Source organism: Nocardia sp. NBC_01388 (assembly GCF_045040085.1).
In the GTDB taxonomy this organism is placed as follows: Bacteria; Actinomycetota; Actinomycetes; order Mycobacteriales; family Mycobacteriaceae; genus Nocardia.
Genome location: NZ_CP109553.1, coordinates 6753466 through 6779319 on the forward strand (window position 1 = coordinate 6753466; position 25854 = coordinate 6779319).

At 66.2% G+C, this 25854-nt stretch carries 29 protein-coding genes; 10 read left to right on the forward strand and 19 right to left on the reverse strand.

From position 1 onward, the window contains the following. Positions 1–47: 47 nt before the first annotated feature. On the forward strand, positions 48–458 hold the full coding sequence (locus tag OG716_RS32395; protein WP_355125044.1) for an SdpI family protein: 411 nt from the start codon (positions 48–50) through the stop codon (positions 456–458). A gap of 7 nt (positions 459–465) precedes the next feature. Here the strand turns inward: OG716_RS32395 and OG716_RS32400 are convergent, their stop codons facing one another. From OG716_RS32400 to OG716_RS32410, 3 genes are all read right to left on the reverse strand, one after another. Next, on the reverse strand, positions 466–894 hold the full coding sequence (locus OG716_RS32400) for a GNAT family N-acetyltransferase (protein ID WP_405134248.1): 429 nt from the start codon (positions 892–894) through the stop codon (positions 466–468). 14 nt (positions 895–908) lie between these two features. Further along, positions 909–1205, reverse strand: coding sequence for a hypothetical protein (locus OG716_RS32405; protein WP_405134249.1), 297 nt, complete (start codon positions 1203–1205; stop codon positions 909–911). Between the two features lie 73 nt (positions 1206–1278). Next, entirely contained in the window at positions 1279–1674 is a 396-nt protein-coding gene (locus OG716_RS32410; protein WP_405134250.1) for a DUF4345 domain-containing protein, read from the reverse strand. Between the two features lie 140 nt (positions 1675–1814). Between OG716_RS32410 and OG716_RS32415 the strand changes: the two genes are divergently transcribed. After that, positions 1815–2783, forward strand: coding sequence for a bile acid:sodium symporter family protein (locus OG716_RS32415; RefSeq protein WP_355125030.1), 969 nt, complete (start codon positions 1815–1817; stop codon positions 2781–2783). Here OG716_RS32415 and OG716_RS32420 read toward each other — a convergent pair. Genes OG716_RS32420 through OG716_RS32435 form a run of 4 tightly spaced genes read right to left on the reverse strand, consistent with a single transcriptional unit; the run spans position 2737 to position 7371 of the window. Beyond that, positions 2737–3837, reverse strand: coding sequence for an aminotransferase class I/II-fold pyridoxal phosphate-dependent enzyme (locus tag OG716_RS32420; RefSeq protein WP_405134251.1), 1101 nt, complete (start codon positions 3835–3837; stop codon positions 2737–2739). The genes OG716_RS32415 and OG716_RS32420 overlap by 47 nt on opposite strands. Next, positions 3834–4877: a 3-oxoacyl-ACP synthase III family protein gene (locus tag OG716_RS32425; RefSeq protein WP_405134252.1), complete on the reverse strand. Its 1044-nt coding sequence runs from the start codon at positions 4875–4877 to the stop codon at positions 3834–3836. Before OG716_RS32425 ends, OG716_RS32420 begins: the two co-directional genes overlap by 4 nt. Before the next feature lie 11 nt (positions 4878–4888). Then, positions 4889–5548, reverse strand: a complete 660-nt coding sequence (locus tag OG716_RS32430) for an SRPBCC family protein (RefSeq protein ID WP_355125024.1) — start codon at positions 5546–5548, stop codon at positions 4889–4891. A gap of 2 nt (positions 5549–5550) precedes the next feature. Further along, positions 5551–7371 (reverse strand): thiamine pyrophosphate-binding protein, encoded by a 1821-nt coding sequence (locus OG716_RS32435; RefSeq protein WP_405134253.1) that lies wholly within the window; start codon positions 7369–7371, stop codon positions 5551–5553. Positions 7372–7558: 187 nt separating this feature from the next. Between OG716_RS32435 and OG716_RS32440 the strand changes: the two genes are divergently transcribed. From OG716_RS32440 to OG716_RS32450, 3 genes are all read left to right on the forward strand, one after another. Next, positions 7559–8074: an EXLDI protein gene (locus OG716_RS32440; RefSeq protein WP_405134254.1), complete on the forward strand. Its 516-nt coding sequence runs from the start codon at positions 7559–7561 to the stop codon at positions 8072–8074. A gap of 140 nt (positions 8075–8214) precedes the next feature. Further along, positions 8215–9174: an ATP-binding cassette domain-containing protein gene (locus tag OG716_RS32445; RefSeq protein WP_405134255.1), complete on the forward strand. Its 960-nt coding sequence runs from the start codon at positions 8215–8217 to the stop codon at positions 9172–9174. Further along, positions 9171–9941: an ABC transporter permease gene (locus OG716_RS32450; protein WP_405134256.1), complete on the forward strand. Its 771-nt coding sequence runs from the start codon at positions 9171–9173 to the stop codon at positions 9939–9941. The genes OG716_RS32445 and OG716_RS32450 overlap by 4 nt, the downstream gene beginning before the upstream one ends. 164 nt (positions 9942–10105) lie before the next feature. Here the strand turns inward: OG716_RS32450 and OG716_RS32455 are convergent, their stop codons facing one another. The 3 genes from OG716_RS32455 to OG716_RS32465 all read right to left on the reverse strand — a co-directional run bounded on the left by OG716_RS32455 (position 10106) and on the right by OG716_RS32465 (position 12090). Further along, on the reverse strand, positions 10106–10819 hold the full coding sequence (locus OG716_RS32455) for a zf-HC2 domain-containing protein (RefSeq protein ID WP_405134257.1): 714 nt from the start codon (positions 10817–10819) through the stop codon (positions 10106–10108). Beyond that, positions 10816–11301 (reverse strand): sigma-70 family RNA polymerase sigma factor, encoded by a 486-nt coding sequence (locus tag OG716_RS32460; protein ID WP_405134258.1) that lies wholly within the window; start codon positions 11299–11301, stop codon positions 10816–10818. The genes OG716_RS32455 and OG716_RS32460 overlap by 4 nt, the downstream gene beginning before the upstream one ends. A gap of 174 nt (positions 11302–11475) precedes the next feature. Further along, complete coding sequence (locus OG716_RS32465; protein ID WP_405134259.1) at positions 11476–12090, reverse strand: YqgE/AlgH family protein; 615 nt, start codon at positions 12088–12090, stop codon at positions 11476–11478. 85 nt (positions 12091–12175) lie between these two features. Here OG716_RS32465 and OG716_RS32470 point away from each other — a divergent pair, with 85 nt between their 5' ends. Further along, positions 12176–12937: a lysophospholipid acyltransferase family protein gene (locus OG716_RS32470; RefSeq protein ID WP_405134260.1), complete on the forward strand. Its 762-nt coding sequence runs from the start codon at positions 12176–12178 to the stop codon at positions 12935–12937. A gap of 35 nt (positions 12938–12972) precedes the next feature. On the opposite strand, the gene OG716_RS32475 is transcribed toward OG716_RS32470, so the two are convergent. Then, the gene (locus OG716_RS32475; RefSeq protein ID WP_327142773.1) at positions 12973–13305 is read right to left on the reverse strand and encodes a GNAT family N-acetyltransferase; all 333 of its coding nucleotides are present in this window, start codon (positions 13303–13305) and stop codon (positions 12973–12975) included. A gap of 97 nt (positions 13306–13402) precedes the next feature. Here OG716_RS32475 and OG716_RS32480 point away from each other — a divergent pair, with 97 nt between their 5' ends. Then, positions 13403–14524 (forward strand): glycerate kinase, encoded by a 1122-nt coding sequence (locus OG716_RS32480; RefSeq protein WP_405134261.1) that lies wholly within the window; start codon positions 13403–13405, stop codon positions 14522–14524. Positions 14525–14586: 62 nt separating this feature from the next. On the opposite strand, the gene OG716_RS32485 is transcribed toward OG716_RS32480, so the two are convergent. From OG716_RS32485 to OG716_RS32505, 5 genes are all read right to left on the reverse strand, one after another. Beyond that, a complete protein-coding gene (locus tag OG716_RS32485) occupies positions 14587–14823 on the reverse strand; it encodes a helix-turn-helix transcriptional regulator (protein ID WP_355125002.1) in 237 nt (78 codons plus the stop codon). Further along, entirely contained in the window at positions 14813–15664 is an 852-nt protein-coding gene (locus tag OG716_RS32490; protein ID WP_405134262.1) for an ABC transporter permease, read from the reverse strand. The genes OG716_RS32485 and OG716_RS32490 overlap by 11 nt, the downstream gene beginning before the upstream one ends. Then, positions 15661–16590 carry an ABC transporter ATP-binding protein gene (locus OG716_RS32495; RefSeq protein ID WP_405134263.1) on the reverse strand — a complete coding sequence of 310 codons (930 nt, stop codon included), beginning with the start codon at positions 16588–16590 and terminating at the stop codon, positions 15661–15663. Before OG716_RS32495 ends, OG716_RS32490 begins: the two co-directional genes overlap by 4 nt. Before the next feature lie 202 nt (positions 16591–16792). Continuing rightward, complete coding sequence (aroQ, locus tag OG716_RS32500; RefSeq protein WP_405134264.1) at positions 16793–17272, reverse strand: type II 3-dehydroquinate dehydratase; 480 nt, start codon at positions 17270–17272, stop codon at positions 16793–16795. 78 nt (positions 17273–17350) lie between these two features. Then, the gene (locus OG716_RS32505; protein ID WP_355124995.1) at positions 17351–17935 is read right to left on the reverse strand and encodes a hypothetical protein; all 585 of its coding nucleotides are present in this window, start codon (positions 17933–17935) and stop codon (positions 17351–17353) included. Positions 17936–18273: 338 nt separating this feature from the next. Between OG716_RS32505 and OG716_RS32510 the strand changes: the two genes are divergently transcribed. Then, positions 18274–19950 (forward strand): NTF2-like N-terminal transpeptidase domain-containing protein, encoded by a 1677-nt coding sequence (locus OG716_RS32510; RefSeq protein ID WP_405134265.1) that lies wholly within the window; start codon positions 18274–18276, stop codon positions 19948–19950. On the opposite strand, the gene OG716_RS32515 is transcribed toward OG716_RS32510, so the two are convergent. From OG716_RS32515 to OG716_RS32525, 3 genes are all read right to left on the reverse strand, one after another. Then, a complete protein-coding gene (locus tag OG716_RS32515) occupies positions 19947–20330 on the reverse strand; it encodes a DUF3054 domain-containing protein (protein WP_405134266.1) in 384 nt (127 codons plus the stop codon). The genes OG716_RS32510 and OG716_RS32515 overlap by 4 nt on opposite strands. Positions 20331–20405: 75 nt before the next feature. Next, a complete protein-coding gene (locus OG716_RS32520) occupies positions 20406–21542 on the reverse strand; it encodes a YbhN family protein (RefSeq protein ID WP_405134267.1) in 1137 nt (378 codons plus the stop codon). Between the two features lie 4 nt (positions 21543–21546). Then, complete coding sequence (locus tag OG716_RS32525; RefSeq protein WP_405140064.1) at positions 21547–23064, reverse strand: adenylate/guanylate cyclase domain-containing protein; 1518 nt, start codon at positions 23062–23064, stop codon at positions 21547–21549. Between the two features lie 435 nt (positions 23065–23499). Between OG716_RS32525 and OG716_RS32530 the strand changes: the two genes are divergently transcribed. Both OG716_RS32530 and macS read left to right on the forward strand, forming a co-directional pair. After that, the gene (locus OG716_RS32530) at positions 23500–24645 is read left to right on the forward strand and encodes an AI-2E family transporter (RefSeq protein ID WP_405140066.1); all 1146 of its coding nucleotides are present in this window, start codon (positions 23500–23502) and stop codon (positions 24643–24645) included. Further along, positions 24602–25810 (forward strand): MacS family sensor histidine kinase, encoded by a 1209-nt coding sequence (gene macS / locus OG716_RS32535; protein WP_405134268.1) that lies wholly within the window; start codon positions 24602–24604, stop codon positions 25808–25810. The genes OG716_RS32530 and macS overlap by 44 nt, the downstream gene beginning before the upstream one ends. Positions 25811–25854: the final 44 nt, after the last annotated feature.

Here is a 25854-nt window from a genome sequence, read left to right on the forward strand (position 1 = left end):
CAGGGGCCGCGAACCCACCGGAGCGAAGCGTAGGTAAATTACACAGAGTGTTGGTTGTAGCGGTCATTCTGTTTGTCCTGTCGGCGGTGGCCGTGGTCACCGGAGTGCTCGGACTCACCGGCACCCTTCCGCCGAACCGTATCTTCGGTGTTCATACCGATGAAGCCGTGCGGACCGAGGAGAACTACCGCCTCGCGAACCGTGTGGCCGCACCGGCTTCCCTCGTGGCGGGCGTACTGCTGGCCGCGGGTGGTGGAGTCGCCGTGGTCGCGGGTGGTCTGCCCGCCCTCATCATTTCGGTGCTGACGCTGGTCATCGCGGTCTTCACGCTCGGCGCCGGCGCCACCGCCGCGGCCAATGCGCTCGCGGCCAATGCGCCCGCTCCCGAGGTCGGCGGCTGCGGCAGCGCCTGCGGTTCGTGCTCGCTGCGCGATGCCTGCGCGCCCGCCGCCAACTGATTTCCGGCTACCCGAGGTCCTTGCGCATCCAGATGTGCGGGATACCCGCGTCATCACCGATATCGCCGTAGGCGTGATAGCCGAGTCGTTCGTAGAAGCCCTGCGCGTGGGTCTGCGCGTGTAGTTCGACCGCGATCAGCCCGCGTTCGCGCACCCGCTGCTCGATGGCTCGCACCAGCGCCACCCCGAGGCCGGAGCCCCGCGTTTCGGCCAGTACCGCCAGCCGGCCGAGCACGCCCACGTCCGCGCGGACGATCAGGCGGCCCGCGCCGACCGGCTGCCCGTCGAGGCGGGCGAGGAAGTGATCGGCCGTCTCATCGAGTTCGTCGAGTTCCAGTTCCTCCGGCACGCCCTGCTCCGCGACGAAGACCTTTATGCGGACGGCGTAGGCGTCGGCCAGCTCCTGCTCGGTGCCGACGGTGATGACCTCGATCATGAGGCCAGCATGCCTCAGTGCTCGTCGTAGTGACCGTCGTGGGCCGCGTGCCGATGGCCGTCGTGGATGTAGTCGACGTGATCGCCGTGCGGCACCGATACATGCCCGCATCCGTCGCCGTGCTGATGGTCGTGGCTGTCGTGTGCGGTGTGCGCGGCGGGCTCGCACTCGTCGAAATGGCCGTCGTGCGCGCGGTGCAGATGGCCGTCGTGCACATAGTCGACATGGTCGCCGTGTGGAATGGCAACGTGTCCGCAACTCGCGCCGTGCTCATGATCGTGATCGGTGTGAGCAGCATGGGTCTGTGTCATGGAGCTTCCCTTCCGAGATGGTGGGTGCAATCCAGCAAACAGGTAGGGACATTAGCACCCATGCATTCGTGGGTTACACCCGTGCGATCTCGGCCGGGCGGCACACCGCGCGAACCAGGAGACAGTTCAGCACCGGGATGACGAGCTCCACCGGAGTCATCAAGACGTAGAACCAATTCGGCTCACCGCTCACGATCCAGGCCAGCGCTCGGGCCAGGCCCCCGGCGAAGAAGATCAGGCCCAGCAGGTTGATCGGAAGACCCTTGGTTTCGACGTCCCGCGCACACCACAGCAGTGCGAGACCGTAGGCGAGGAAAAGGATTGCGTAGAACCGCATATCGGAGTCGATGGTGGCATTGACCGACCCGCCGCCGATGATCGTGGACGTCCCGAAGAGCAGGTGCGCCACCGCGATTCCCACGCAGACCACCCCGAATGCCACCAGCCACACCTGTAGAATTCGTCGCATCGGCACCTCTATTGGACGACTGTTGAATGGTGTGACGGTCGTCTGTTTGTACAGCGTCTGGAAACACAGATCAACATGAATATCGCCGAGGTACGGGTGCGGTGTTAATCCAGGAAATATGGGGTGATTAGCCTGGTTCGGTGCGATTTCTCAGCAAGTTTTACATCGACGGCTTCATCCTGTCGATTCTCGCCACCGTCGCTGTGGCCAGCGTCTTCCCGGCGCGAGGCGAGGCCGCGACGGTGGTGACCTGGCTGACGAAGATTGCCATCGCATTGCTGTTTCTGCTGTACGGCGCGCGGCTGTCGTCACATGAGGCGGTCACCGGTCTCAAGCACTGGCGGTTGCACATCACCGTGCTCGCCTGCACCTTCGTGCTCTTCCCGATTCTCGGTGTTGCCGCGCGAGTGCTGGTGCCGCACGTACTGACCGACGATCTCTACACCGGACTGCTGTTCCTGTGCCTGGTGCCGTCCACGGTGCAGTCCTCGATCGCCTTCACCTCGATCGCCAAGGGCAATGTGGCGGGCGCGATCGTGAGCGCGACGCTCTCCAATCTGCTCGGCGTCTTCCTCACGCCCGCCCTGGTGATCCTGCTGATGAACACCACCGGTCAGGCGAAGGTCGATCTGTCCTCGATCGGCGATATCGTGCTGCAGCTGCTGGTTCCGTTCTTCCTCGGCCAGCTGATCCGCCCGAAGGTCAAGGGTTTCCTGGCCCGCTATGCGGAGCCGACCAAGCTGGTGGATCGCGGATCAATCCTGCTGGTGGTCTACAGCGCCTTCAGCGCGGGCATGGTGGAGGGCATCTGGCATTCCATGTCCCCGTGGCGGATTCTGCTGCTGGTCCTGGTGTGCTGCGTGCTGCTGGCACTGGTGATCGCCGCGACCTCGGCGCTCGGCAAGGCCGTGCACTTCGATCGTGGCGATCGGATCGTGGTGGTGTTCTGCGGATCGAAGAAGAGTCTGGCCACCGGGCTACCGATGGCGACCGTCCTGTTCGCCGGCCATCCCATCGGCCTGATCGTGCTGCCGCTCATGGTCTTCCATCAGATCCAGCTGATCACCTGTGCGGCGCTCGCACAACGCTGGGCTCGGAGCGCACCGTGAGCGACAGGACCCGGCTGTCGTCCCGGCGCAGTGGCCGCGCACCTGTGGTCGGCCGGGCGGCCAGGGCCTTCAGTACCGCACGTCCGGCGGTCGGATCGCCGACCGCGATGCGCGCACTGCCGTCCGGATAGCGTTTGGCCACGATCCCGGCGCGTGCGAGTGCCGGTGCGACCTCGCGGCCGGGCAGGTAGAGGAAGTTCGCGCTGCTACGTGGCACCCGAATGCCATTGCGCCGCAGTGCTGTCCGCAGTAATTCCCGCTCGGTGGTGATGCGCAGGATGCGCTCCCCGAGTTCGGCCTCCGCCGCATAGGAGGCGGTCACCGCCGCGACGGCGGCCGACGGCGTCCCGAACGGCAGTTGCAGCCGGTGCACGCGCCGCACCAGTTCCGGTGCGCCGAAGGCGTACCCGATGCGCAGTCCGGCGAGCCCGTATGCCTTCGAGAAGGTGCGCAGCACCAGCACGTTCGGGTGCCGCCGCACCAACTCCACGGTGTCGAGTGTGTCTGTCGCGCCGAGGAATTCGATATACGCCTCGTCGAGAATGACCGGCACCGTGGCCGGTACCGAGTACAGGAAGGCCTTCAACTCGCTGGCCGGGACGACGGTGCCCGTCGGATTGTGCGGCCGGCACACCGCCACCAGCCCGGTGTTCTCGTCCACCGCCCGCGCCATCGCCCACAGATCCTGCCGCCCCGACGAGTCCAGCGCCACCGGATGCGAGCGCAGCCCGACCATCCCGCTCATGATCGGGTAGCCGTCGAAAGTCGGTGTGGCGAAGACGAATCGAGCACCGGGCGCGGGCAGCGTCTGCATGATCTGCATGGCCACCCCCGTCGCGCCCGATCCGACCACCACCTGGTCCGGGTCCACGCCGATATGGTCCGCGATGATCCGGGGCAGGGCGCGCGGCAGGAATTCCGGATAGCGATTGGCCTTCGCCAGACTGTCGTCGAGGGCACGCATGACCGAAGGCAGTGGCGGAAAAGGGTTCTCGCTCAGACTGAGATCGAAGCGCACCGTCTCGAAGCGATAGGCCTCCAGCGACGCACTCATCGTGCCGCGCCCCAGCGCACGGCCGCCGCGCCCGCGAAATCTCCCGCATGCGCGAAGGCCGACATCAGCACGACCGAACCATTGCGCAGCCGTCCCGCCCGGTTCTCGGTGTCGAGGGTGACGGGAATGCCTGCGGCGAACAGATTTCCGCACTGATCGAAGGTGTCGGGATGTCGTTCGGCGGGCAGCTCCAGCGCATCGTGCCAATTGCGCAGGAAGAGCCGGTTGGGCTGATTGGTCACCAGCGTGTCGATATCGCTGCTCTTCACACCGATGCGCTTGCACACCTCGTGCGCCACCTCGGGCACCAGCCGGTTGCCGCGCGCGAACACCTTGGCCACCTTGGATTCGGTGAAGCTCACGCAACCCTGACCCTCGCCGGGCTCCCAGTACTTGCGGTCGGAACCGGTGGAGAACGCCATATCCCCGGCGAATTCCGGATAGGTGCGGCATTCGATATCGAGAATCGGTGCGGTGTTGTTCTTCACGAGAAATCCGACGCCGCAACCGTCCCCGGGCACCGGGGCCTGTGCGAGCTTACGGATCTCGGACTGGGTGAAGACGGGCCCCGCGCAGTTCTGGGTGGCGACGATGAGCGCGGTGCGCGCATCGGAACTCTGCATGATGGTGCGGGCCAGCCACATCATGTGCACGAAGGCGGCGCATCCGCCGTTGTGCACATCGAAGACGTAGCGGGGGTTCATATTCAGACGGCGCGCTACCTCGCCACCCGCGCCGAGCACCGGATTCTCTGGCAGCTGGGTATGGGTGATGAGAATATCTATCTTCGAAAGTTCCTGTGCGCCATGGCGTTCGATGAGGGGTGCGACCGCCTGCTCGGCCATCTCGTGCACCCGCGTATCGCGGTGGACGTGGTGGCGGCCCTTGGGCGCGCGGAACATGACGTTCTTGGCCATGCGCTCGGAGCGGGAGAACTGGGTGAAGTATTCCGTGCCGACCGACTCGCCGGGCAGATAGCTGGCCACATCGACCAGGCTGACCGGGGGCGGGATCCGGTGGGTGGGGTCCGTGAAATCCATGGTGCGCCTACCTACTTCATCCAGTCGGGGGTGAGCGGGAGCCCGTGTGCGGCGCGGTACTCGGCGATCGCCTTGAGGTTGTCCATTTCCAGCTGGTGCCCGGCGGAGAACATCTCCCAGAAGTCGCCGACCCACACCTTGCGGCCCTCGGGTGCGGCGTCCGGGTAGGGATTCCGGTCGTAGAACGGGTGATGACAGTTGGTCCACAGCACCACCGAACCGGGCTTGTCGAACACCACCTGCGCGTCCACCACCCGCATCAGGTAGATCATCCACAGGTGCTTGCTCTGATCCCACGCACAGTGGTAATCCACCGTCATGGCATCGGGATTGGCGACCGTGCGGGTGTAGATGCGGGTATTGGGCCCCAGCCGGTCGAACGACTCCCACAAACCCGGCTCCGCGGTTTCGGTGAAGCCGCGCAGGCTGTAGGTCCACTCCTCCAATGAGCGGGTGTCCGAAAGATATTCGTACAGCTCGCGCGGAGGCGCCTCGATATAGGCCTGGACCGGGCAGTAGTCGCCGAAGATCTGATCGTGCGGGTACACCGACCGGAGCATTTCGAGGATGACGGGCGTGGTGGCCTCGCGATCGGAGTTCTCGATACGCAAGAGTCCGGGCACCACCCCCTCGGGGATATCGCTGAGTGCTGGCAGGGCGCTGGTGGTCACGATTACCTCCGCGGTGCCGTCAGGAACGGCGTGAAAGGTGGGATTTCGTCGGGATCGCAGTCGACGGCGATGAACGACGGACCTGGACTGCCGACGCAGTGCCGAAGTGATTCGGCGAGGTCGGCGCTGGTGATGGGTGCGTGTGTGCACAGATCCGGGAACATGGCCGCGAGACCGGCGCCCGGATACGCCGGTCGAAATCTGTTGAAGCTGTACCGATCCCCGTAATACAGCTGTTCGCGAGTTATGCACATGGCATGTGCGTTGTTGTTGAAGACGATGAAGGTGATCGGCAGGTTGTGCTCGATGGCGGTGTGAATCTCCATGCCGTGCATGAAGAACGCACCGTCACCGGCGATGACGAAGGTGCGCCGCATGCTCCCGTCCGGGCGCTCCGACCGTGCGAAGGCCGAGCCGATACCGGCCCCGAACGCGTACCCCATCCCGCCCATCCCCAGGGCGACCGTGAACCGGCCGTCGCGCGGCAGCCGCAGGTGATGCACCACCGCCGCACCGGTATTCCCGGCGTCGGCGAAGACATCCGCGCCCTCGGGCAGCGCCTCGTTGACCGCCTCGACCACCTCCCGGTACCGCAGTCCGGGACCTTGCGCGGGCTTATCCTCGGGCTGCTCGTCGCGCGCGGTCCGGAGAGGGGTGACCACAGCGTCGCCGGACTCTGTGGATAGACCTGTGCCAGTTGTGGATAGATCCGAAACCGTGCTGTCATCCGGTACCGATCGCAGGCTGCACCGGATATGCCGGGGGTTGTCCACAACCCCTTCGTCGCTGCCCCCGCGCAGGTGAATCGGTGTGGCAGCGGTCAATTCGCCGATCAGCTCGGTGAGCGTGAGCGACAGATCGGTGCTGCGTGCGTGGATCGAGCCCAGGAACGGGATCTCGCCGCCGATGCTGGCGAGCGGCACCTCCGCCAGCGCCTCCTCCAGCCCGGCACGGGCGGTGACCGGCATCCGGGTGCCGATGAGCAGGCAGAGGCCGGCCCGGTGCAGCGCCTCGATCAGTTCCGGATGCCCCATACTGCCCGCTACGCCGCAGAATCCGGGGTCGGCGTGGTGGTAGACATCCTTGGCGTCCGGAGCCACGCCGACAGAGGCATCGAGCACCGCGGCCAGCTGTGCCAGTTCGCCGCGCGCACCATCGCGCGCGACCTGATCGCCGCCGATGATCACCACCTTGCCGATGGCCCGGGCGGCCTGCAAGGTATGCACAACCCTCCACAGGCTCTCGATATCGCGGCGATAAGCGCGCGCGGGCGGGACGAAGGCCGGCGCGACGAGTTCGGCCTGCTGAATATCCTTGGGCAGCAACAGCACCGCCGGACCGCCGCGCTGGGTGGCATGGATGGCGCGGGTGAGGTGAGCGGGCAGGTCGGCGGGTGCTTCGACGCGGGCGCAGTAGTGCGAGATCGGCGTGAACAGCCGCACCGCGTCGAAGGCGCCGGCCTGCCCGCTCGTGTCCTGGAAGGCGCCCTTGCCCTCCAGAACGGTCGGTGGCTGCCCGACCAGCGCGAGCACGGGTACGCGGGAGGTGAAGGATTCGGCCAGTCCGGCGACCAGATTCATGGCCCCGCCGCCGGAGGTGGCCGCGACCAAGCCGAGGCCGGCGGTGGAGCGGGCGTAGCCGTCTGCCATGGTGGCGGCGGAGAATTCGTGCTTGGCGACCACGGCGGTGACCAGCTCGCGATGATCGAAAGCCGCGTCGTAGAGATCCTCGATATTCGCGCCGTCGACGCCGAATATATGCCGCACGCCCAGCTCGGAGACGGCTTTGACCAGGTGATCCACCACGCGTGTGCGTGTGTGCATGGAGGCGGCTCCCTTCGGTGCCTGACACCGGACTCCCGAGTCTGTACTCGGGGATACGAATGCGAGCGGTTGCCGGTTCAATTCGATGGCCGGCGCGAGTCCTCCTGATCGCCTTTCCCCCGTGGCGGCGAAGCAAACCGGACCGGCCCTCTTGCTATGTATGTATACGTCTACGTATAGTTGGGTCATGCCGAACAAGACGATCTACGTATCCGATGACGACCTCAAACTGTTTCAGCGTGCGCAGGAGCTGGTGGGGGGCAATCTGTCGGGCGCGATCGTGACGGCACTGCGGCGCTTCATCGAGCTCGAGGAGGACCGCGTCGAGGGCTACGACGAGGTGGTCCTGAAGGTCGGCAAGGACGGGGTGCGGCAGATCCGCTTCTCCGGCGCACTGCTGACCGAGTGGCACCAGGTCGGCGACAAGCGCGTCGAGGACATTCGGGTGTACCGCACACGCAAAGGCGCGTACGCGGTGCACAGCCACTTCTCCTACTGGAGTGAATTCCCGGCCGATACCAACATTCTCAAGGACTGGAAGCAGTGGCGGCGCTTTCTCGGTGTGGGCGAACAGGATTGGGGTGACTACCTCTTCGAGGTCGTCGACACCGTCGGCGAGCTGGAGGGCAAGATCCCCGATCGGCTCTTCGCCCGGGTAGTCGATATCACCGAGCATCGCGTCATCGAAGTGCTCGACATCTGAGCCCTGGCGGCCCGGACGGCCCGTTGCACAAGGTAATTCCGTCGAATAACTGAACACGTAGCAGCTTTGATCGCAGCCCAGCGGTCACGGCTTGGGTAAGCCATGCATTCATGCGTACCTATTGATGAGAAGGGGACCCCATGACCACCGCCCATCGCCCGGCAGCCATCGCGGCTGCGGGTCTGTGCAAATCGTTCGGGGAGCACATCGTGCTCGACCGGATCGACTTCACCGTTCCCGAAGGCAGCATCTACTCGCTGCTCGGCCCGAACGGCGCGGGCAAGACCACCACCGTGCAGATCCTGTCCACGCTGATCAAGGCGGACGGCGGCGAAATGCGGCTCGGCGGTTACGATCTCGCGTCCCAGCCGGACGGCGTGCGCTCGGTCATCGGCGTCACCGGACAGTTCTCCGCCGTCGACGAACTGCTCACCGGCCGCGAGAACCTGCTGCTCATGGGCGACCTGCACCATCTGCCGGGTAGTGAAAGCCGCCGTCGCGCAGCGGATCTGCTGGAGAAGTTCGATCTGGTAGATGCGGGCGACAAGGTGGCGTCCGGTTATTCCGGCGGTATGACCCGCCGCCTCGATCTGGCCATGACCCTGGTCGGCGAGCCGCGCATCATCTTCCTCGATGAGCCCACCACCGGCCTCGACCCGCGCAGCCGCCGGGTCATGTGGGACATCATTCGTGATCTGGTCGCGGGCGGTGTGACCGTCTTCCTCACCACCCAGTACCTGGAGGAGGCCGATCAGCTGGCCGACCGCATCGCGGTGCTGCACCAGGGCCGGCTGGTCGCCGAGGGCACGCCCGATCAGCTCAAGCGGTTGGTGCCCGGCGGCTACGTACGCCTGGATTTCAACGATCGCGCCGAACTCGACGATGCCGCACGGGCTTTGGGCAATGCGGCTCAGGTCAACGGCGATCTCACCCTGGCCGTGCCGAGCGACGGCGGCGTGCGCTCGGTGCGCGAGGTGATCGACCGCCTCGACGCCGCCGGTATCGAACCCGCCGGCCTGTCCGTGCACACCCCTGATCTCGACGACGTCTTCCTGGCCCTCACCGGTGGCCACGCTCCCGAAAAGGAAAACTCACGATGAGTAGCACTGCGTTCGCCGATTCGAAAACGATGCTGCGCCGGAATCTGGTGCACGCCAAGCGGTATCCAGGAATGACCATCGGCGTGCTGGTCATGCCGATCGTTATGCTGCTCATGTTCAACTATATCTTCGGCGGCGCACTGCGGGGCGCGACCGGCGGCGCCAAGTACATCCAGTACCTGACACCCGGCATGATGCTCATGATTCCGTCGTACATGATCGCGGGCATCGCGGTGTCGATCAACTCGGATATGACCAAGGGCATCGTCAATCGCTTTCGCACCATGCATATTTCGCAGTCGTCGGTGCTGACCGGTCAGGTCGTCGGCACCTGGATCCAGGGCATGGCGGGCGTGAGCCTCATGACCCTGGTGGCCGTACTCATCGGCTTCCGGTCGCACGATGCGGGCGTGCTGGGCTGGCTGGCGGCCTTCGGGCTCATCGGCCTGACCGTATACGCGCTGAACTGGCTCGGCGCGGGTTTCGGCCTGGTCGCGCAGAATCCGGAGAGCGCGAGCAATCTGGCCACGCCGATCCTGCTGCTGCCCTTCCTCGGCAGCGGTCTGGTGCCCACCGACACCATGCCCGCCGGTGTGAAGCAGTTCGCCGAATACCAGCCGTTCACCCCCATCACCGAAACCCTGCGCGGACTGCTGATGGGCACCGAAATCGGCCACAACGGCATCCTCGCTCTCGCCTGGTGCCTGGTGCTCGGCGGCATCGGATACTTCTGGTCCACATCAGTTTTCCGGCGTAAGACCAGCTGACCTTTCATGGCCTGCCAGGTCCCTCCTCCGCAACAACATCCGCCCCAAGTTCGTGGCCCGCCCGGGTCTGGACCGACGGAGCGGGGGAGCGAAGCGGAGGAGCGGAGGAGGGAAGGCCCGGGTAACAGGGCCGCGACCCCGCCGGAGCGAAGCGGAGGCAAATATCACAGCCCGGCCGCCAGCAGCACCTTGCCGGTGGCATTGCGGATCTCCACCGATTTCACATCACCCGGCGTGGCCGAGGTGGTGCCGTCCGGTGTGAACACCTGGCCCGGCTTCGCCGTCCACTCCGCCAGTTTCGACTGGGTCCCGTCGGCGCGCACCACCCACAGCGACAGCTGCCACGCGTAGATCTCGTTGGACGGTGGGTAGTTGCAGATCATGTCCACGCGCGTCTGCCCGTTCACCGAGAGCAGTTTGTAGGTGGCGACGATCGGGGTTTCCGCCTGAGCCTGCAGCGGCCCCTGGGCCACCACCTGCTCGATGGCCGGAACGTCACGCTCGGCGAGGGTGGCCGTCACCGGCACCGCGATCAGGGCGGTGGCCGCGGCCGCCATCACCGCGCCGCCCACCGACCACAATCGCTTGCGGCGCTCCCTCTTCCGGGCCTGCTCCGCCAGCTGCGGCAGCATGCGCTCGGGCGGCGGAGGCACCGCGGTCGGCGGATCCTCCTGCGCCGCAATGGAAAGCGCCGTGTCCTCGTCCACCAGCGCCAGCAGTCCGGGTAGACCGGCCAGCTTCGACACGGCCGTCCGGCAGTGGTCGCAGGTCGCCAGGTGGTCCTCGTACTCGCGGCGTTCGTCGCGGGCCAGGGCGCCGAGCACGTACGACCCGTCCCACGTGGTGTAGCCGTCACAGAGGTCGTGGCCCTCCGTCATCTCGTCACCCCCATCTCCTGTAGCACCAAACGCAGTGCCCGCATGCCGTAGTGCATACGGGACTTCACCGTCCCCTCCGGGATATCCAATTCCGCCGAGATCTGGTGGGTGGACAGGCCCCGGTAGTAGGCGCGGACGATGACCTCACGATGATCGATGGTCAATCGCGCTAGCGCGTCGGCTACCAGCCAACCGTCCAGTGCCCTATCCGATTGATCCGGCGTCGGCACCTCCGGCGGATTGTCCGTACGGAATTCGCGCCGGCTTCTGGCGCTGCGATGCTCGTCCACCGCCAGATTACGGGCCACCGTGAACAGCCAGGCCCGGGCCGAATTCGTGGACTGGTCGAGCACATTCGGCCGCTGCCAGGCCCGCAGTAGCGTTTCCTGCACAATGTCCTCCGCGCGGCCGGGGTCTCCCACCAGGCCGTACGTGTATCGCCACAATGTGGCCGCATGCTCCTCGTAGAGCACCCGGAGCAATGCTTCCCCGCCTCCCCGGGACTCTTGCCGATCGGCAGGGACGGCGAGACTTCTGAACCGGGCTGGCGGTTCGGACTCTGGTTGCGTTCCGGAGGTACCCGGGGAGTTACCCATAGCTCACCAAATCAGTCGTTGTGTACCGCATGGTGTGGGGTTCATACCAGGACCACGATGCTAGTTGCGTTCCAGTTCGATCGGATGTGTGGCGAGCAGGGACAAAGGCAGCGGCTGCCGGCGCAGGACCTGCGCCCACAGATCGGCGCGGCCCGCCAGCGGGTCGGTCGGCAGTGCGGACAGGACGATCCAGTCCCCGCGATCCAATTCACCTTCGAGCTGCCCGAAGGTCCAGCCGGCATAACCGGCGAAAATGCGGATGCCCTCGACGAGTGGGGCAATGCGATCCGGGTCGGAGTCGAGGTCGACCAGCGCGACCCGGCCGTCCACCCGGCGCAGACCCGGGAGGCCGGCGAACGAGGTGCCGACCTTCACCGTGGCCAGGCACAGCGCGGCATCACGTTTCACCGGTCCGCCGAGAAAGAGTTTGCGGGGCGGCGCCGCGAGTTCGGCCCAATTGGGGAGCACATCGTGCACGGCGGTATCGCTCGGCCGGTTCAGGACCACGCCCAGGCTGCCGGCGTCATTGTGCTCGATGATGTACACAATGGTGCGCCGGAAGGAGGGTTCCACCAGGTCCGTCGCCGACACCAGCAGAGTCCCAGGGCGTACCACCTGGTCCTCATGCCGGAATTCGCGTCGAGAACGGTCACCGTGTTCTTCTGCGCGTGCCACTCAGTCATCATTCCACCGCGACAGGCTCTTTGCCTTGTTAAATTCCGTCTCTGCTCAATTGCGCCGCCCCCGCTAGGGTGACGGCATGGAACGTCCCGAGGTAATCCTCGAGAACAATGACGCGGTGTACGACTTCTATCTCGATCATCAACAGAATCTGTTGAAGGCTCGTGCGGCCTACTGGCTGCTGGGCCGGCGGTATCGACCGCGGATCTCGTACGCACCGGGGGCGCGGGAACGGCTGCGTGAGTTGATCTCCCAGCGCCGGCCGCTGCTCATCGCGGTCAATCATCTCTCGCAGCTGGACCCCTATACAGTCGCGGCCGCGGCCTGGGGGAGCGTGCTGCGACCGGTCATCGGGCGAACCCGGGTGCTGGCCAAGGACGAACTGTTCCTGGAACCGGAACTGCGCCGGCGCATCGACATGATGGGCGGGATTCCCGTTTTCCGCGGTAAGGACCACGGACTCCGCGCGGTGAACGCGGCCGGACAGCGCATGATCGATCTCTGTGCCGAGCGCATGGCGCGCGGCGACGGGGTGGCGGTCTTCCCCGAGGGCACCTGCAATGACGTGGACCCGGCCCACGTGCAGACCGTCGGAACCGGCATCGGGCACATCGCCTTCCGGGCCAAGAAGCTCGGGGCCGATCCGGTGCTGGTGAGCCTGGGCTTGAGCTACGGGCCGCGGCCCGATCCGAAGGTGGAGCCCACCAAGGAGGAGGCCAAATCGGCCAGCTTCTATTTCGGGATGCCGGTGCCGGAGCTGCCCACCAAACCCGCCGAGATCACCCGCATCGTGCGTGATGAACTGCAGACGGCGCTCGACGGAGCGGTCGCCGCCTACTGACGGACTGTCCGGCCGCCTATTGCTGCGGCAGATACCTATTGCTGCGGCAGATTCAGGCGCTCCCGCGACCACTGCGGCACCAATGCCAGGTACTCCGGCCGGGATTCGACAAAATGGTGCACCATCGGGCACATCGGCAGAATGCCGAAGCCCGCGTCCCGGGTCTGATCGAGCGCACCCTGTACGAGTTTGCGGCCGTATCCCAGACCTTCGAACTGCGGATAGATCTCGGTGTGCACGAAGGCGCGCTCGTTGGCGGTGTCCTGATAGGCGGCGACGCCCGCGAGGTATCCGTCCACGTACAGCTCGAAGCGATCCAGTTCGACATTCTTGCGAATTTCGACCGGCACATGCGGCTCACTCGGCATGCTGCGACGCTAACCGGTTTGCCCAGGCAATTTGTCCGTATCTGGTTTCCGGCGTTCCGGGCGTGTCGCATGGGCGGAAATCGGTGAGACTGAGCAGGTGACACATGCCGGACCACGCCGGGTGATCCTCGCCCCGGACAAATTCAAAGGCTCGCTGACCGCCGCCGAAGTCGCGGCCGCGCTCGCCCGGGGCATCGTGCGTGCCGCACCCGGCACCGAGGTGCGGCAGCTGCCCGTCGCGGACGGCGGTGACGGGACGGTCGACGCCTTCCTCGCGGCGGACTGGGAGCGGGTGCCGGTGCAGGCTCTCGGCCCGACCGGCAGGAAGATCGACACCGCCTACGCTCGCCGGGGCGATACCGCCGTGATCGAACTCGCGGCAGTGGTCGGCGTGGTGAAACTCCCTGGCGGAGTACTCGATCCGCTGGGCGCGAGCACCTACGGACTCGGTCTGGTCATCGCGGACGCCCTGGATCGCGGGGTCCGCGATATCGTGCTCGGCCTCGGCGGCAGTGCGTCCACCGACGGCGGAGCGGGCATGCTGCACGCTCTGGGGCTCCGCATCCGCGATGCCTCCGGTGTCGAATTGTCCTGGCCTGAAATAGTTCTCGGTCACGGTGAGCGTGTCGATCGCACCGGCCTGCATCCGGCACTGACACACACCCGCATCACTCTCGCAAGCGATGTCGACAATCCGCTGCTCGGCCCCACCGGAGCGGCCGCTGTCTATGCGCCGCAGAAGGGTGCGGGTCCCGCCGAGATCACGACTCTCGAAGCAGCCCTGTCGATCTGGGCGCAACTCATCGGCCCCGAATGGGCGGGCAAACCCGGCGCGGGCGCCGCGGGCGGCACCGGCTTCGGCGCCATGGCGGTGCTCGGCGCAGTCCCGCGCTCCGGCATCGACGTCGTCCTCGACCTCGTCGACTTCCCCGCCCACCTCACCGGAGCCGACCTGATCGTCACCGGTGAAGGCTCTCTCGACCTGCAAAGCCTGCACGGCAAAGCCCCCACGGGAGTCGCCACCGTCGCCCGCCGCGCGGGCATTCCGGTGGTAGCGGTGTCCGGTCGCCTGCAACTCACTCCAGATCAGTTGCACGCCGCCGGATTCGCCGCCGCATACGCCCTCACCGACCTGGAACCGGATCCCCTGCGCTGCATGGCCGATGCCGCCGCCCTGGTGGAGCGCACCGGCGAACGCCTTGCCGCCGAGCACCTCTGACCGCACAACCCCTGCCGGCGCTGTTCTGCACTGACACAGGCTGTTCGGTGGGACCGTGGGGGTCAGGCCGTTTCGGAGCCGATGCGGGGGAAGGGGTCGGTGGAGAAGACCACCTCGACCGGAACCTCGAAGTACCGCGAAACCCGCAGTGCCAGATGCAGGCTGGGGCTGTATTCGCCGCGTTCGAGGTAGCCGATGGTCTGATAGTGCACGCCGAGCGCTTCCGCCAGCTCCCGCCGGGAGATGCCGCGCTCGGCGCGCAGCATCGCGATCCGATTGAAAATGACCTCAGTAGGCACGTGCCATGGCCTTCTCGCGCCGGGCCGCCACGCTCGACCCGGATTCCCGTCGCGCCATGCGGCGCAGCACCACCGGTGCCAGCAGCAGTCCGGCGATCGACCAGACGCCCAGTACCGCAACGGTTTCCAGATGCCGCCAGGAGTGGCCGAGCTCAACGGCCACCGCGCTGTCCGGCAGCAGGGCCGAGCGCATGCCCAGGCCAAGCCAGTAGATCGGGAAGACCTGACCCACGCCCTGCAGCCAGCCGGGCAGCGCCGTCATCGGGTAGAAGATTCCGGAGATCGCCACCAGACCCATGATGGGGAACGAGAGGAAACCGATGGCGCGTGGGCTCTCGAAGATCGATCCCAGGACCGCGCCGATCGGCAGCACGGCCAGCAGGCCCAGCACCAGTACCCAGATCAGGGTCATCCAGGAGCCGGCGGTGTCCAGCCGCACACCGCCGATGATGAACGCGCCCACCGCCAGCACCATGATCAGCTGGGAGAGCACGATTCCGGACACCATGACGATCTTGCCGATCAGATAGCCGACCATGCCGTTCGGAGTAGCCTTGGCGCGCAACAGCGTGCCGTCCTCGCGATCCGTGGTCAGGCCCTGGCAGATACCGAACATGCCGTTGAAGGCGATCAGCATGCCGAGCACGCCCGGCAGCGCCAGCGCACCCAGCTTCAGCCCGCTGGCCGCGAAGCTGCCATTGCGCATGAGGAACAGCGCGACCAAAGTCATGACGGGCCAGAAGAATTGGATGAACAGGTCCTGGCCGCTGGTGAGTGTCTGGCGCAGCTCGATCCAGCCGCGCCGGAACCCGGCATTAACCGCGATGCTGATGGGATTCATCGGACTACCTCCTCCAGCGTGTGCACATCGTTCTCCTCCCGGCCGGACTCGAAGCGCTGCACCAGTGTCATATACGTGTCCTCGAGCGAGGCGCGCCGCACCTCCAGCTCCTCGATCTCCGCGCCGTGCTGCTGGAACAGCTCGTAGACGAACTCGGTGGACTCGGTGGTGGTGTGCACGAAGCGCTGACCGTCCCGCGTCCACTTCACCTCGGCCTCACCGGCAATGCGCCGGGAGAGCTGATCGGCGGATCCGTCGGCGATGATCCGCCCGCCAGCCAGCACCAGAATGCGGTCGGCCAGCTTCTCCGCCTCATCCAGATCGTGGGTGGTGAGCAGGATGGTGGTGTGCTCGTCATCGGCGAGCCGGTGCACCAGATCGTGGAATTCGCGCCGGGCCTGCGGATCGAAGCCGGCGGTCGGCTCGTCCAGGAACAACAGCTCCGGCCGCCCGACAATGCCGATGGCCACATCCAGCCGCCGGCGCTGCCCGCCGGAGAGCGTCATGACCTTCGCATCGGCATGCGCGGTGAGACCGACCGCCGCGATGAGTTCATCGGTGTCCCACGGCCGCCGAATGCTGCCGGAGGAGTAGGGCGCATAGAACATGCCCAGGTAGTCGAGTAGTTCGCGGATCCGCCACTTGCCGTGATCGCGCCAGGACTGCAGCACCACCCCGATCCGGGCGCGCCAGGCCTCGTCCCCGTGGGCGGGGTCGGCGCCCAGCACCGATACCCGTCCCGCCGAGCGCATGCGGAAGCCCTCGAGAATTTCGATGGTCGTGGTCTTGCCCGCCCCGTTCGGGCCGAGCAGCACGAGCACCTCGCCCGCGTGTGCCTGAAAGGTGACGTCGTGCAGCACATCTCGCGTGCCGTATCGCATTCGCAGCTGTTCGACGTCCAAAACAATATCTTCGCCGACGGTCATACCATCCTCCGTAGTAGAAGCCGGATGATATGTAGCATACCTACTACATCTCGTGGTGCGGAAGCGATATTCGGCTGCCCGGAAGAGTGCAAGAAAAGGTCCGGCTCGAAGCGAGCCGGACCTGATCACGGTGGTGTTCGCGGCCCGCCCGGGTCTGGACTGACGGGAGCGGGGGAGCGAAGCGGAGGAGGGAAGACCCGGGTTACGAGGGCCGCGAACCGCCGGAGCGGAGCGGAGACAAATTGGACACAGCGAGAAACTCGATCGCCGCCGCGTAGCCCTGGATCCCCATGCCAGCGATGACCGCGGTGGCGATGGGCGAGACGAAGGAGTGGTGCCGGAACTCTTCGCGCGCATGCACATTGCTGATGTGCACCTCCACGATCGGCACCTCCGGAATCACCAGCGCATCGCGCAGCGCCACCGAGGTGTGCGTGAAGCCGCCCGGATTGATGACGATCCCGGATTCGACGCCGCGCGCCGCATGGATCCGGTCGATCAGCGCGCCTTCGTGATTGGACTGGAACGCCTCGACCTCGCGGCCGAATCGCGCCGCCGTCTTGCGGCACAGCTCGATCACATCGTCGAGGGTGTCGGACCCGTACACCTCGGGCTGTCGGGTGCCGAGCATGTTCAGGTTCGGACCGTTGAGCACCAGGATCGGACCGGCGGAAGCAGCCATGCGCTCACTGTATCGGCTGAACCGCCGGCGGCCCGGGTCCAGGCCCCTCGCCGTGGACCCGAGCCGCGGGCGCGGGTTTCAGAGCCCGCGCGGTCCTTCGGAGCGCAGGTCGTCGACCTTGCGCATGGCGCCGCGCAGTTCGTCGAGCCACTCCTCGGCGTGCTTGCCCGCGAGTTTCACGGTCCAGGCGAGCGCGTCGGAGCGGGACCGGGCGACCCCCGCGTCGATGAGGGTGTCGAGAACCTTGCGTTCGGGCTGGCGGAGCCGGGTCATGACCGGAACTGCCAGGTGGGTGAACAGGATTCGGTCCTCGCCGGCCGATACGCCCCAGGCGACATTGCGGCCGTAGCGGGCCTGGGCCTCCTGGGCGATCTGCATGCGGGCCGCACGGGTGGATTCCCGGAAGCGGGAAACCAGGCCCTCGCGGGTGGCCTGCGGCACTTCGGCCGCATCCTCACCCTCGGCGGATTCGGGAGTGGGCAGGGGAAGTTCGCCGACTACGACGATTTCGTCGCGGTCGATCTCGAGGGTCGGGGGTCCGGTGAACCAGTCGGCTGGCAATCGTCCAGCGAACCAATCGGAAGCGTCTGCGGCGTCGGGCAGGTCGGCTTGCTGCCAGCCTCCGGGGCGTCCGAACTCACGTCCACGATGTCCGTGTCTCATGGCGGTCACTCTCACTTGCTGTGTCGAGTTGTAATTCTGATTACAACGTTACGTTCATTCCGGGCGAATGGATTCCGCTCTCGGAGAACGGGGTTCGGGCGGGTGATCACGACGGTTGCGCAAGCACGCCACGGGGTACGTACTAAGCGGTTCGCGGAGGCGCGAATACGCCAGGCCCGTAACCGACCGGTGATCATGTAACTGGTCCTTGCGGGCCGAAATCGGCACTATGGTGGATCTCGGTACATACACGCCTGGTGGAAAGGTGGCACCGCGAGTGATTTGAACGCGGTACCGTGGTCCTGTTGCTGATGTGGCAAGAGTGAAGAGTGGGCGATATGGATGTGTGGGGATCCCGCCGCTTCCGGATCCGTGGCGCGATCGTGCTCGCGGGGGTGCTCGCCCTCGCGATTGCGATGGGGTCGTGTGCTTTCCGGGAGCGAGCGACCGGTGCGGAGGCTGTTGTCGAGCGATTCTCCAGCTTGCTCGACAAACAGAACTATGAGGACGCAGCTGAGCTGACGTCCTACCCGAATGGTGCGTCCGCAACGTTGAAGCAAGTCTTCAGCGGGCTGAACCCGGGCAAACCCGACTACCAGGTGACCCAGTTCATCGGCCTCGACGGCAATACCGGTCTGTTCAGCATGAGTGCGGCCTGGAACTTCGGGGACAATAAGAACTGGAAGTACGACCTGCAGGGCACCGTGCGCAAACTCAGTGTGGGCTGGCGCATCTCATGGGATCCGGCGCTGATCATTCCGCAGCTGGACAGCAAACGCACCGTGAAGCTGGTCCGCACGTATGCCACGCCGGCGCCGCACGTCAATGACATCGTCGGTGCGCCGCTCATGACCCAGCAGACCATCAATGTGGTCAAACTCGACCCCACCAAAACCGGTGATCCGGTCGCCTCCAGCAATGCGCTGGCCGATGCCATCGCCCCGGTCGCGCCGCTCATCACCGGACCGTCACTGCTGCAACAGCTGTCGGCCTCGCAGGGCAAACCCGTGGTCGCGGTGAACCTGCGCGACGGCGACTTCGCCATCCTGCAACCCAAGATGGCGGCCATCCCCGGCGTGGTCATGGAACAGCAGCCGAGGTTGATCTCCGCCGACCGCCGGGTGTGGTCACCGATGCTCGACTCGCTGAACAAGGTGTGGCAGAACAATAACGATCAGCGCTCAGGTTGGGGTGTACAGCTCTTCGATCCGGACGGCGCCTTCGTCACCCAGCTCGCAGGCGAACAGGGCCCGCCCGGACCGGATATCCCCGGTACCATGGACCAGCGTCTGCAGCGCGCCGCCGAGGACGCGGTGGTGAGCGTCGGTACGCCCGCCTCCATCGTGGCCATCCAGCCCTCCAGTGGCGCGATCGTCGCCGCCGCGCAGAACAGCCAGGCCAGTGAGCACGGTTCGGTGGCCTTCACCGGGCTGTACCCGGTCGGCGGCATGATCGAGCTGTTCAAGAATATGGCGGCCATCACCAAGAAGAAAGCGCCGCAGGACGTCTCGGTCGGCGATGCGGCCGATGCCGCCAGCATGCTCGGCGTCGGCATCGACTTCAAGATCCCCGGCCTGGACGAGACCACCGGCCGCCTGCCCACCGGCAAGAACGCGGCCGAACAGGTCGGCCGCGGCAATGCCGCCGACTCACTGCTGGCCAGCCCCTGGGGTATGGCCATCGCGGCGGCCGCCATAGCCAATGGCCAGGTACCCAAGCCGATGATCCAGATCGGCGTCCCGGCCACCACCGAAGCCGATCTGCCCGCGCTCCCCGGTGATGTCACCGATCGCCTGCGCGGCATGCTCCGCGACGGCGCGGCGGCCCCGGAGTTGGCCAGCCTCAATCGTTATCAGGGCGTGCAGGCGTTCGCCGCTCAGGCGGGCACCAATGGCTGGATCATCGCCACCATGGGTGATCTCGCCTTCGCCATTCACATCGACGATGTGGACAGCGGGGATTCCACCGCACGCATGGCGGCGCGCCTGCTGCAGTCACTCGCGGTTCCGGACTAGTTCCAGCGCAGCGCTTTCAGGCCGGCGCGCCAGCCGAGCAGGAATAGCGCGAGCGCGGTCGCGGCGACCAGGACGAAGCTGAAGGCGATGCCCTGACCGCTCACCACGCGCAGCAGCATGCCGCCGACGAGGGTGCTCAGCCAGATGACGACACCGGTCGGCCACACCGGCCGGCCGTCGAAACGCTTTGCCGCGCTGGCTCCTTCACCTCCGGCGGCGATCGCGATGGCGATCACCCAGCCCAGTAGCAGGCCGGTGGCGAAAGGCCATACCGTGCGGGCCATTCCGGCGAGCACCGGCTCATTGTGATTGTGCCGGCCGATTGCGCAGAACACGATCACCAGTACGGCATCTGCGACGAACGGCGTGAGTTTCTTCACGGGCCACAGGTTATCGGTCGTCCTACATCCCGCTGCGAGGGACACTCATCTCACGTGGGAGCGCGCTCGCGGAGGTCAGGAATCCTCGCCGGGCGGGGCATTCGGCCGCCGGGGTTCGGCGATCAGGGGAGCGCCGCGCTCCTCGAATTCCTTCTCGTACGCCGCGTCATCGTCATGCGGTTTGCGGAAAAGGAAGAGGAAGACGATCCAGCCGATGATCGCCACCAGAATGAAGCTGATCAGGCGGTAGAGGAAGGCCGCGGCCACGGCCTGGGCGGCGGGCAGACCGGCGGCCGCCGTGAGCGAGTAGATCAGGGTGGCGTCCACATAGACGATGCCGCCCGGGGCGAAGGGGATGGTGCCCACCGCTTTTCCGGCCGCGAAGGCCAGCATGAGCCCTGCCAGGCGGGGGTCCGCGCCCACCGCGTAGCAGGCGAAACCGAGGCAGGCGACGTCGGCGAGCCGGTGCACCAGGGCCCACAGCACCACCCAGGCGCCGTCCTTGCGGCCCAGATCCACCGACTCCAGCTGATTCAGGACCTCGCCGATCTTCTCGGCGCCGGCCTCCGCGGGTCTATGTCGAATCCTGTTGACCAGGCGCAGAATTCGATGCACCACCGCTTCGACGGTGCCCGGGTGCCGGGCCACATAGTTCAGGGCCCACACCAGCAGCGCCACCGCGCCCAGCGAGAAGATCACCTTGGCGGGCCCGACCCGATCCCCGGCCAGCACCGCGCCGAAGAGACCCAGCAGCGTCAGGCCGGCGGCCGCCACCACCCCGGACATGACCAGCTGCCAGGACGCCACGATCGGACTCGCGCCCCAGCGCCGCATCTGCCGATAGGTGAAGGCGGTCGAGAACACCTGCCCGGCGGGCAGTGTCAGCGACATGCCGGTGGAGCCGTACACCACCGATACCGACTTCCGGTGGCTGACCTCCACGCCCCCGGCATGCAGCAGCTGCTTCTGGATGGCGCCGAAGCCACTCATGGAAATCGCCTGCATCACGATGCAGGCGGCGACCCATTCCCAATGGATTTCGGTGAGGTTCTTCCAGGATTCGTGCAGGCGGGGATATAGATAAAAGCCTTCTGAAATCAACAGACTCAGCAGCGCGGCCCCGAGCACCCATTTGGCCCACCAGAACCTGCCGCGGCGCGAGTTCTCCGCGGGCGGCGCAGGTTCGCCGGCCAGCTCACCATGGGCCGTCACATGCTCACCCTAACGAACTGGCTACCGCCTCGTCTGCATCCGTCGGGTCGGTACTTTCTTTGGGCCAGGCCAACCGGGTTTTCCGCCGGCGGCCGCGCAGTTGGACCTCTTCGCCCGTTTCCCAATGCCGCTGTTCGTTCTCATCGGCGAAATACAGCGCACTCGAGGAGGTCAGGACGCGGCCCGGGCGATCCTTCGCGAGTTCGGTCAGACGGGAGGCCTCGTTGACCGGATCACCGATCACGGTGTACTCGAATCGATTTGCGCCACCGATATTTCCGGCCACCGCCAAGCCCGCCGAAACGCCCATGCCGATATCCAATCCGGGCACGTCACGCAGGGCTTCGCGCAGTTCGCGGGCGGCGGCGAGGGCGGCGGTCGGGGCATCCGGGCGATCCAGGGGCGCACCGAAAATGGCCAGCGCGGCATCACCCATGAATTTATTGATCAGGCCGTGGTGGCGGTCTATCACATCGACCACGATGCGGAAGAACTCGTTGAGCAGACTGACCACTTCGGTCGGCGGACGTTCCGCCGCGGTGGCGGTGGAACCGACCATATCGACGAACAGCACCGCCACGAATCGGGTTTCACCACCGAGTTCGGTGCCGTACTCCAGCGCCCGCCGCGCCACCTCCTCACCGACATGCTGGCCGAACAATTCCTGCAGTTCTCGACGTTTTGCGGCCTCACCCATCATTCGGTTGAAGCCAACCTGCAGCAGCCCGATTTCGGAACCGTCGAACACTTCCACCTGCACATCCCGCGCGCCTTCCTGCACGCGATCGATGGCCTGGCTGAGCTGCCGAATCGGATCGGAAATACTGGCCGCGGTGAGCATGGAAAGGGCCAGCGCCTGCATGATCACCACACCGCACAGCAGCAGAATCGATACCGCCAGCGACTGTGCGGAGAACTGCACGCGCGAGGAGATCTGGGTGACGCACAGCAGCACAATGGCGATCACCGGGGCGAAGGTGCCCATGCCCCAGGTCATGGCCATGCGGGTGCCGACACCGGCGGTGAGGGTGTGATCGAACGCGCCGACGGTCAGCGCCTCGGCCGCGACCGGGCGCAGAATCCGCTCGCCGAGCATGTAGGTGAAGCCGAAAACGATGGTGGCGGCCATACATTCGGTGACGATCACCGCGGCCGCCAGCTCCGGGGCCCGCACAATGATCAGTGAGGCCAGCACCGCGCCGCCCACCAGCCACAGCACCAGGTGCACGATGGACTGCCGCAGCGGTGCGTGCAGCGCGGCCATCTGCTCCTGGCGGCTCGGCGGCCCGCCGCGCACCTGCCAGCGCATTACCGGCCGCAACATGAGCGCCGAAGCGGTCAGGCTCAGCAGCCCGCCGATCAAGAACACCAGCGCGGGCAACAGGAACCCGGTCTGCCGGGTCGCATTGGATCCGCGCTCCGGCACGGGCAGCCCGTACTGGATGAACGCCCACACCAGGACAGCACCGAACGCGTTGGCCGCGAGCATCGATGCGAGGTACAGCGGCCAGCGTGTTCTCATGGTCTGTTTGACCGCTTCCAAGGGCGCTGACACAGACACCAATCTAGCTCCCCCGCCTCCCCGAAACTTGATCGCACTGTTCCGCCTCCCCGTGCCTTTTGCGCCCGGCCTGGGAGCCGTTGGCTGTTGGCGACGCGTGGTGCGGTTGGAAGGCGAACCTCTTTCGGGGGTACCCGGGGAGTTACCCCGACCTCGCGAAATCAGGTGTCGCGTTTCGGAACCCTTGGGACGCTGGTGTGCAGCGGAGGCAAAGTGCGGTAGGGAAGGGTTAGGCTCGGCGACGTGAGCGAGGCGGAGGCAGAGCCCGGTAGATCGCAGGCAGTGCCCAGTAGGACCGGGAAGAGTGGTACCGGGAAGGGCGGTTCGGCGCGCCGGCGGGACGCTGCGGACGCGGTGCACCCGCTGGTGCGGGAGACCGCGGAGTGGTGCTGGCGGATGCTCATCATCTTCGCGGCGGTGCTGGCGCTGGCCTATCTCGCACACCGGCTGGCGACCGTCATGATTCCGCTGTCCATCGCGCTGCTCGGGGCGGCACTGCTGTCGCCGCTGGTGGATTGGATGCAGCGGCTCGGGGTTCCGCGATCGCTCGGTGTGTTCGTCGCGCTGGCCGGATGTCTCGGACTGCTGGCCGGGATCATGACCTTTGTCGTGGAACAGTTCGTCACCGGTGTGCCGCAGCTGTCCGACCAGTTCAAGACCAGCGTGCACGATATTCAGGACTGGCTCATCAACGGTCCGCCGCATATGAGCAATGAGCAGATTCGCAATGCGGGCGACACCATCGTCAAGACCGTCGAATCGAATCAGAACGCGCTCACCAGCGGTGCGCTGACCACCGCCACCGTGATCGGCGAATTCTTCACCGGCGCGTTCCTGACGCTGTTCATCCTCATCTTCTTCGTCTACGGCGGCGACCAGATCTGGCAGTTCATCACCAAGGTCATCCCGGCACGGAACCGGGAGCGGGTGCGCACGGCGGGGCGGCTCGGGTTCGGCAGCCTGACCGGATTCGTGCGCGCCACCGTCATGGTCGCGGGTGTCGACGCGCTCGGCATCGGGTCCGGTCTGGCGATTTTGAATGTCCCGCTGGCGCTTCCGCTGGCGTCGCTGGTGTTCATCGGCGCGTTCATTCCGATCATCGGCTCGTTCCTGGCGGGTTCGGTCGCGGTGTTCATCGCGCTCATGACCAAGGGTTTTGTCACCGCGCTCATCGTTCTCGGCATCACCATCGCGGTCATGCAGCTGGAAGGGCATGTGCTGCAGCCCTTGCTGATGGGCCGCGCGGTGCGCATTCATCCGCTCGCGGTGGTGCTGGCGATCGCCGTCGGCATCGTGCTCGCCGGGATTGCCGGCGGTCTGCTCGCGGTGCCGTTCGTGGCGGTGCTCAATACCGCCATCCGATCGCTGCTGGCCGATTCGCCGGATGAGCTGTATCAGGAACTGCACCCGCACGATCCACATAAATCCATGTACAGCGCCGATCCGGATGCCCCCGATCCGGACCGGTGGGATCTGCCGGAACCAGCGAGCTCCTCCGATGGATCCAAGCCCGCCGCGAGCTCCGGTGATACCGCGGACTGAACCCGATCCCCGCGACGCCGCCACCGGCCCACTGTGGCGGGCGGCGCAGGCATTCCGGCTGGTCACCCTGCTGTACGCGGTGGGGCAGCAGATCGCGTCCGCACCGCACTACACGAATCAGCGGCTCAGCTGGGTGCTGATCGCGGTGATGGCCGTGTGGTCCGGGGTCTCGGCGGTGCTGTTGTCGCAGTGGCGTGTTCACAATGTGCGGCGGGTGCGGATCGCGGTCGTGGTGGGCGATCATCTGATCGTCATCGCGCTGATCTTCGCGACCCGGCTGGTCGCGAACTACGACTGGTATCACAACCATCAGGCGCTGCCGACCACGCTGTGGGCCGCCAATGCCGTGATGTCCGCGGCCATTCTGTGGGGTCCGCTCGGCGGTATCGCCTCCGGACTGCTCATCGCGGCGGTTATGGTCACCGCCCGCGCGCAGTGGGATCTGGACCTGTGGCGCGATGCCACCACGCCGGTGCTGGTGTCGGTGGGACTGGCAATCGGGCTGGCCGCCAACACCGCTCGCCGCGCGCAGGAGCAATTGCAACGCGCCGTACGGCTGACCGCGGCGGCGCAGGAGCGCGAGCGGCTGGCGCGGGAAGTCCACGACGGCGTGCTGCAGGTGCTCAGCTATATCAAACGCCGGGGCGGCGAAATCGGCGGTCCCACTGCCGAATTGGCGCAGCGCGCCGGTGAGCAGGAGGTCGCGCTGCGGGTCCTCATCTCCGAGCAGGGGGTCGGCGCGGACGCCGGTGGTGTCGAACAGGATCTGCGTCCGCTGCTGACCGCCCAGTCCACGCCGTCGGTGCTCATCTCGACACCCGGTGAGCCGGTGCCCATCGGCCGGTTCGAAGCCCGGGAGATCTCCGCGGCCGTCGCGTCCGCGCTGGCCAATGTGGCTCAGCATGCCGGACCGGGTGCGAAAGCGTATGTGCTGCTGGAGGATACCGGTGACGAACTCATCGTCAGTGTGCGCGATGACGGCCCGGGAATTCCGTCCGGACGCCTAGCCGAGGCGGAAGAGCAAGGGCGGATGGGGGTTTCGCGATCCATCATCGGCCGTATCGCGGCCCTCGACGGTACCGCGCACCTACTCTTCGAGGCTGTGGGCGAGGATGGCTCCGGGGCCGAGTGGGAATTCCGGGTGCCGCGGCGGCCGCGGCAATGATATTTCGGGTGCTTTCGGCCGGTATCTACAGCAGAATCGGAGGC

Coding starts and splice junctions, on each gene's coding strand:
- OG716_RS32440 (WP_405134254.1), top strand. CDS start 7,559: ATGCCGAACAAGACGATCTACGTATCCGATGACGACCTCAAACTGTTT.
- OG716_RS32420 (WP_405134251.1), bottom strand. CDS start 3,837: ATGAGTGCGTCGCTGGAGGCCTATCGCTTCGAGACGGTGCGCTTCGAT.
- OG716_RS32470 (WP_405134260.1), top strand. CDS start 12,176: ATGGAACGTCCCGAGGTAATCCTCGAGAACAATGACGCGGTGTACGAC.
- OG716_RS32490 (WP_405134262.1), bottom strand. CDS start 15,664: ATGAATCCCATCAGCATCGCGGTTAATGCCGGGTTCCGGCGCGGCTGG.
- OG716_RS32400 (WP_405134248.1), bottom strand. CDS start 894: ATGATCGAGGTCATCACCGTCGGCACCGAGCAGGAGCTGGCCGACGCC.
- macS (WP_405134268.1), top strand. CDS start 24,602: ATGGATCCAAGCCCGCCGCGAGCTCCGGTGATACCGCGGACTGAACCC.
- OG716_RS32405 (WP_405134249.1), bottom strand. CDS start 1,205: ATGACACAGACCCATGCTGCTCACACCGATCACGATCATGAGCACGGC.
- OG716_RS32450 (WP_405134256.1), top strand. CDS start 9,171: ATGAGTAGCACTGCGTTCGCCGATTCGAAAACGATGCTGCGCCGGAAT.
- OG716_RS32530 (WP_405140066.1), top strand. CDS start 23,500: ATGCTCATCATCTTCGCGGCGGTGCTGGCGCTGGCCTATCTCGCACAC.
- OG716_RS32410 (WP_405134250.1), bottom strand. CDS start 1,674: ATGCGACGAATTCTACAGGTGTGGCTGGTGGCATTCGGGGTGGTCTGC.
- OG716_RS32445 (WP_405134255.1), top strand. CDS start 8,215: ATGACCACCGCCCATCGCCCGGCAGCCATCGCGGCTGCGGGTCTGTGC.
- OG716_RS32495 (WP_405134263.1), bottom strand. CDS start 16,590: ATGACCGTCGGCGAAGATATTGTTTTGGACGTCGAACAGCTGCGAATG.
- OG716_RS32505 (WP_355124995.1), bottom strand. CDS start 17,935: ATGAGACACGGACATCGTGGACGTGAGTTCGGACGCCCCGGAGGCTGG.
- OG716_RS32435 (WP_405134253.1), bottom strand. CDS start 7,371: ATGCACACACGCACACGCGTGGTGGATCACCTGGTCAAAGCCGTCTCC.
- OG716_RS32510 (WP_405134265.1), top strand. CDS start 18,274: ATGGATGTGTGGGGATCCCGCCGCTTCCGGATCCGTGGCGCGATCGTG.
- OG716_RS32425 (WP_405134252.1), bottom strand. CDS start 4,877: ATGGATTTCACGGACCCCACCCACCGGATCCCGCCCCCGGTCAGCCTG.
- OG716_RS32455 (WP_405134257.1), bottom strand. CDS start 10,819: ATGACGGAGGGCCACGACCTCTGTGACGGCTACACCACGTGGGACGGG.
- OG716_RS32525 (WP_405140064.1), bottom strand. CDS start 23,064: ATGAGAACACGCTGGCCGCTGTACCTCGCATCGATGCTCGCGGCCAAC.
- aroQ (WP_405134264.1), bottom strand. CDS start 17,272: ATGGCTGCTTCCGCCGGTCCGATCCTGGTGCTCAACGGTCCGAACCTG.
- OG716_RS32475 (WP_327142773.1), bottom strand. CDS start 13,305: ATGCCGAGTGAGCCGCATGTGCCGGTCGAAATTCGCAAGAATGTCGAA.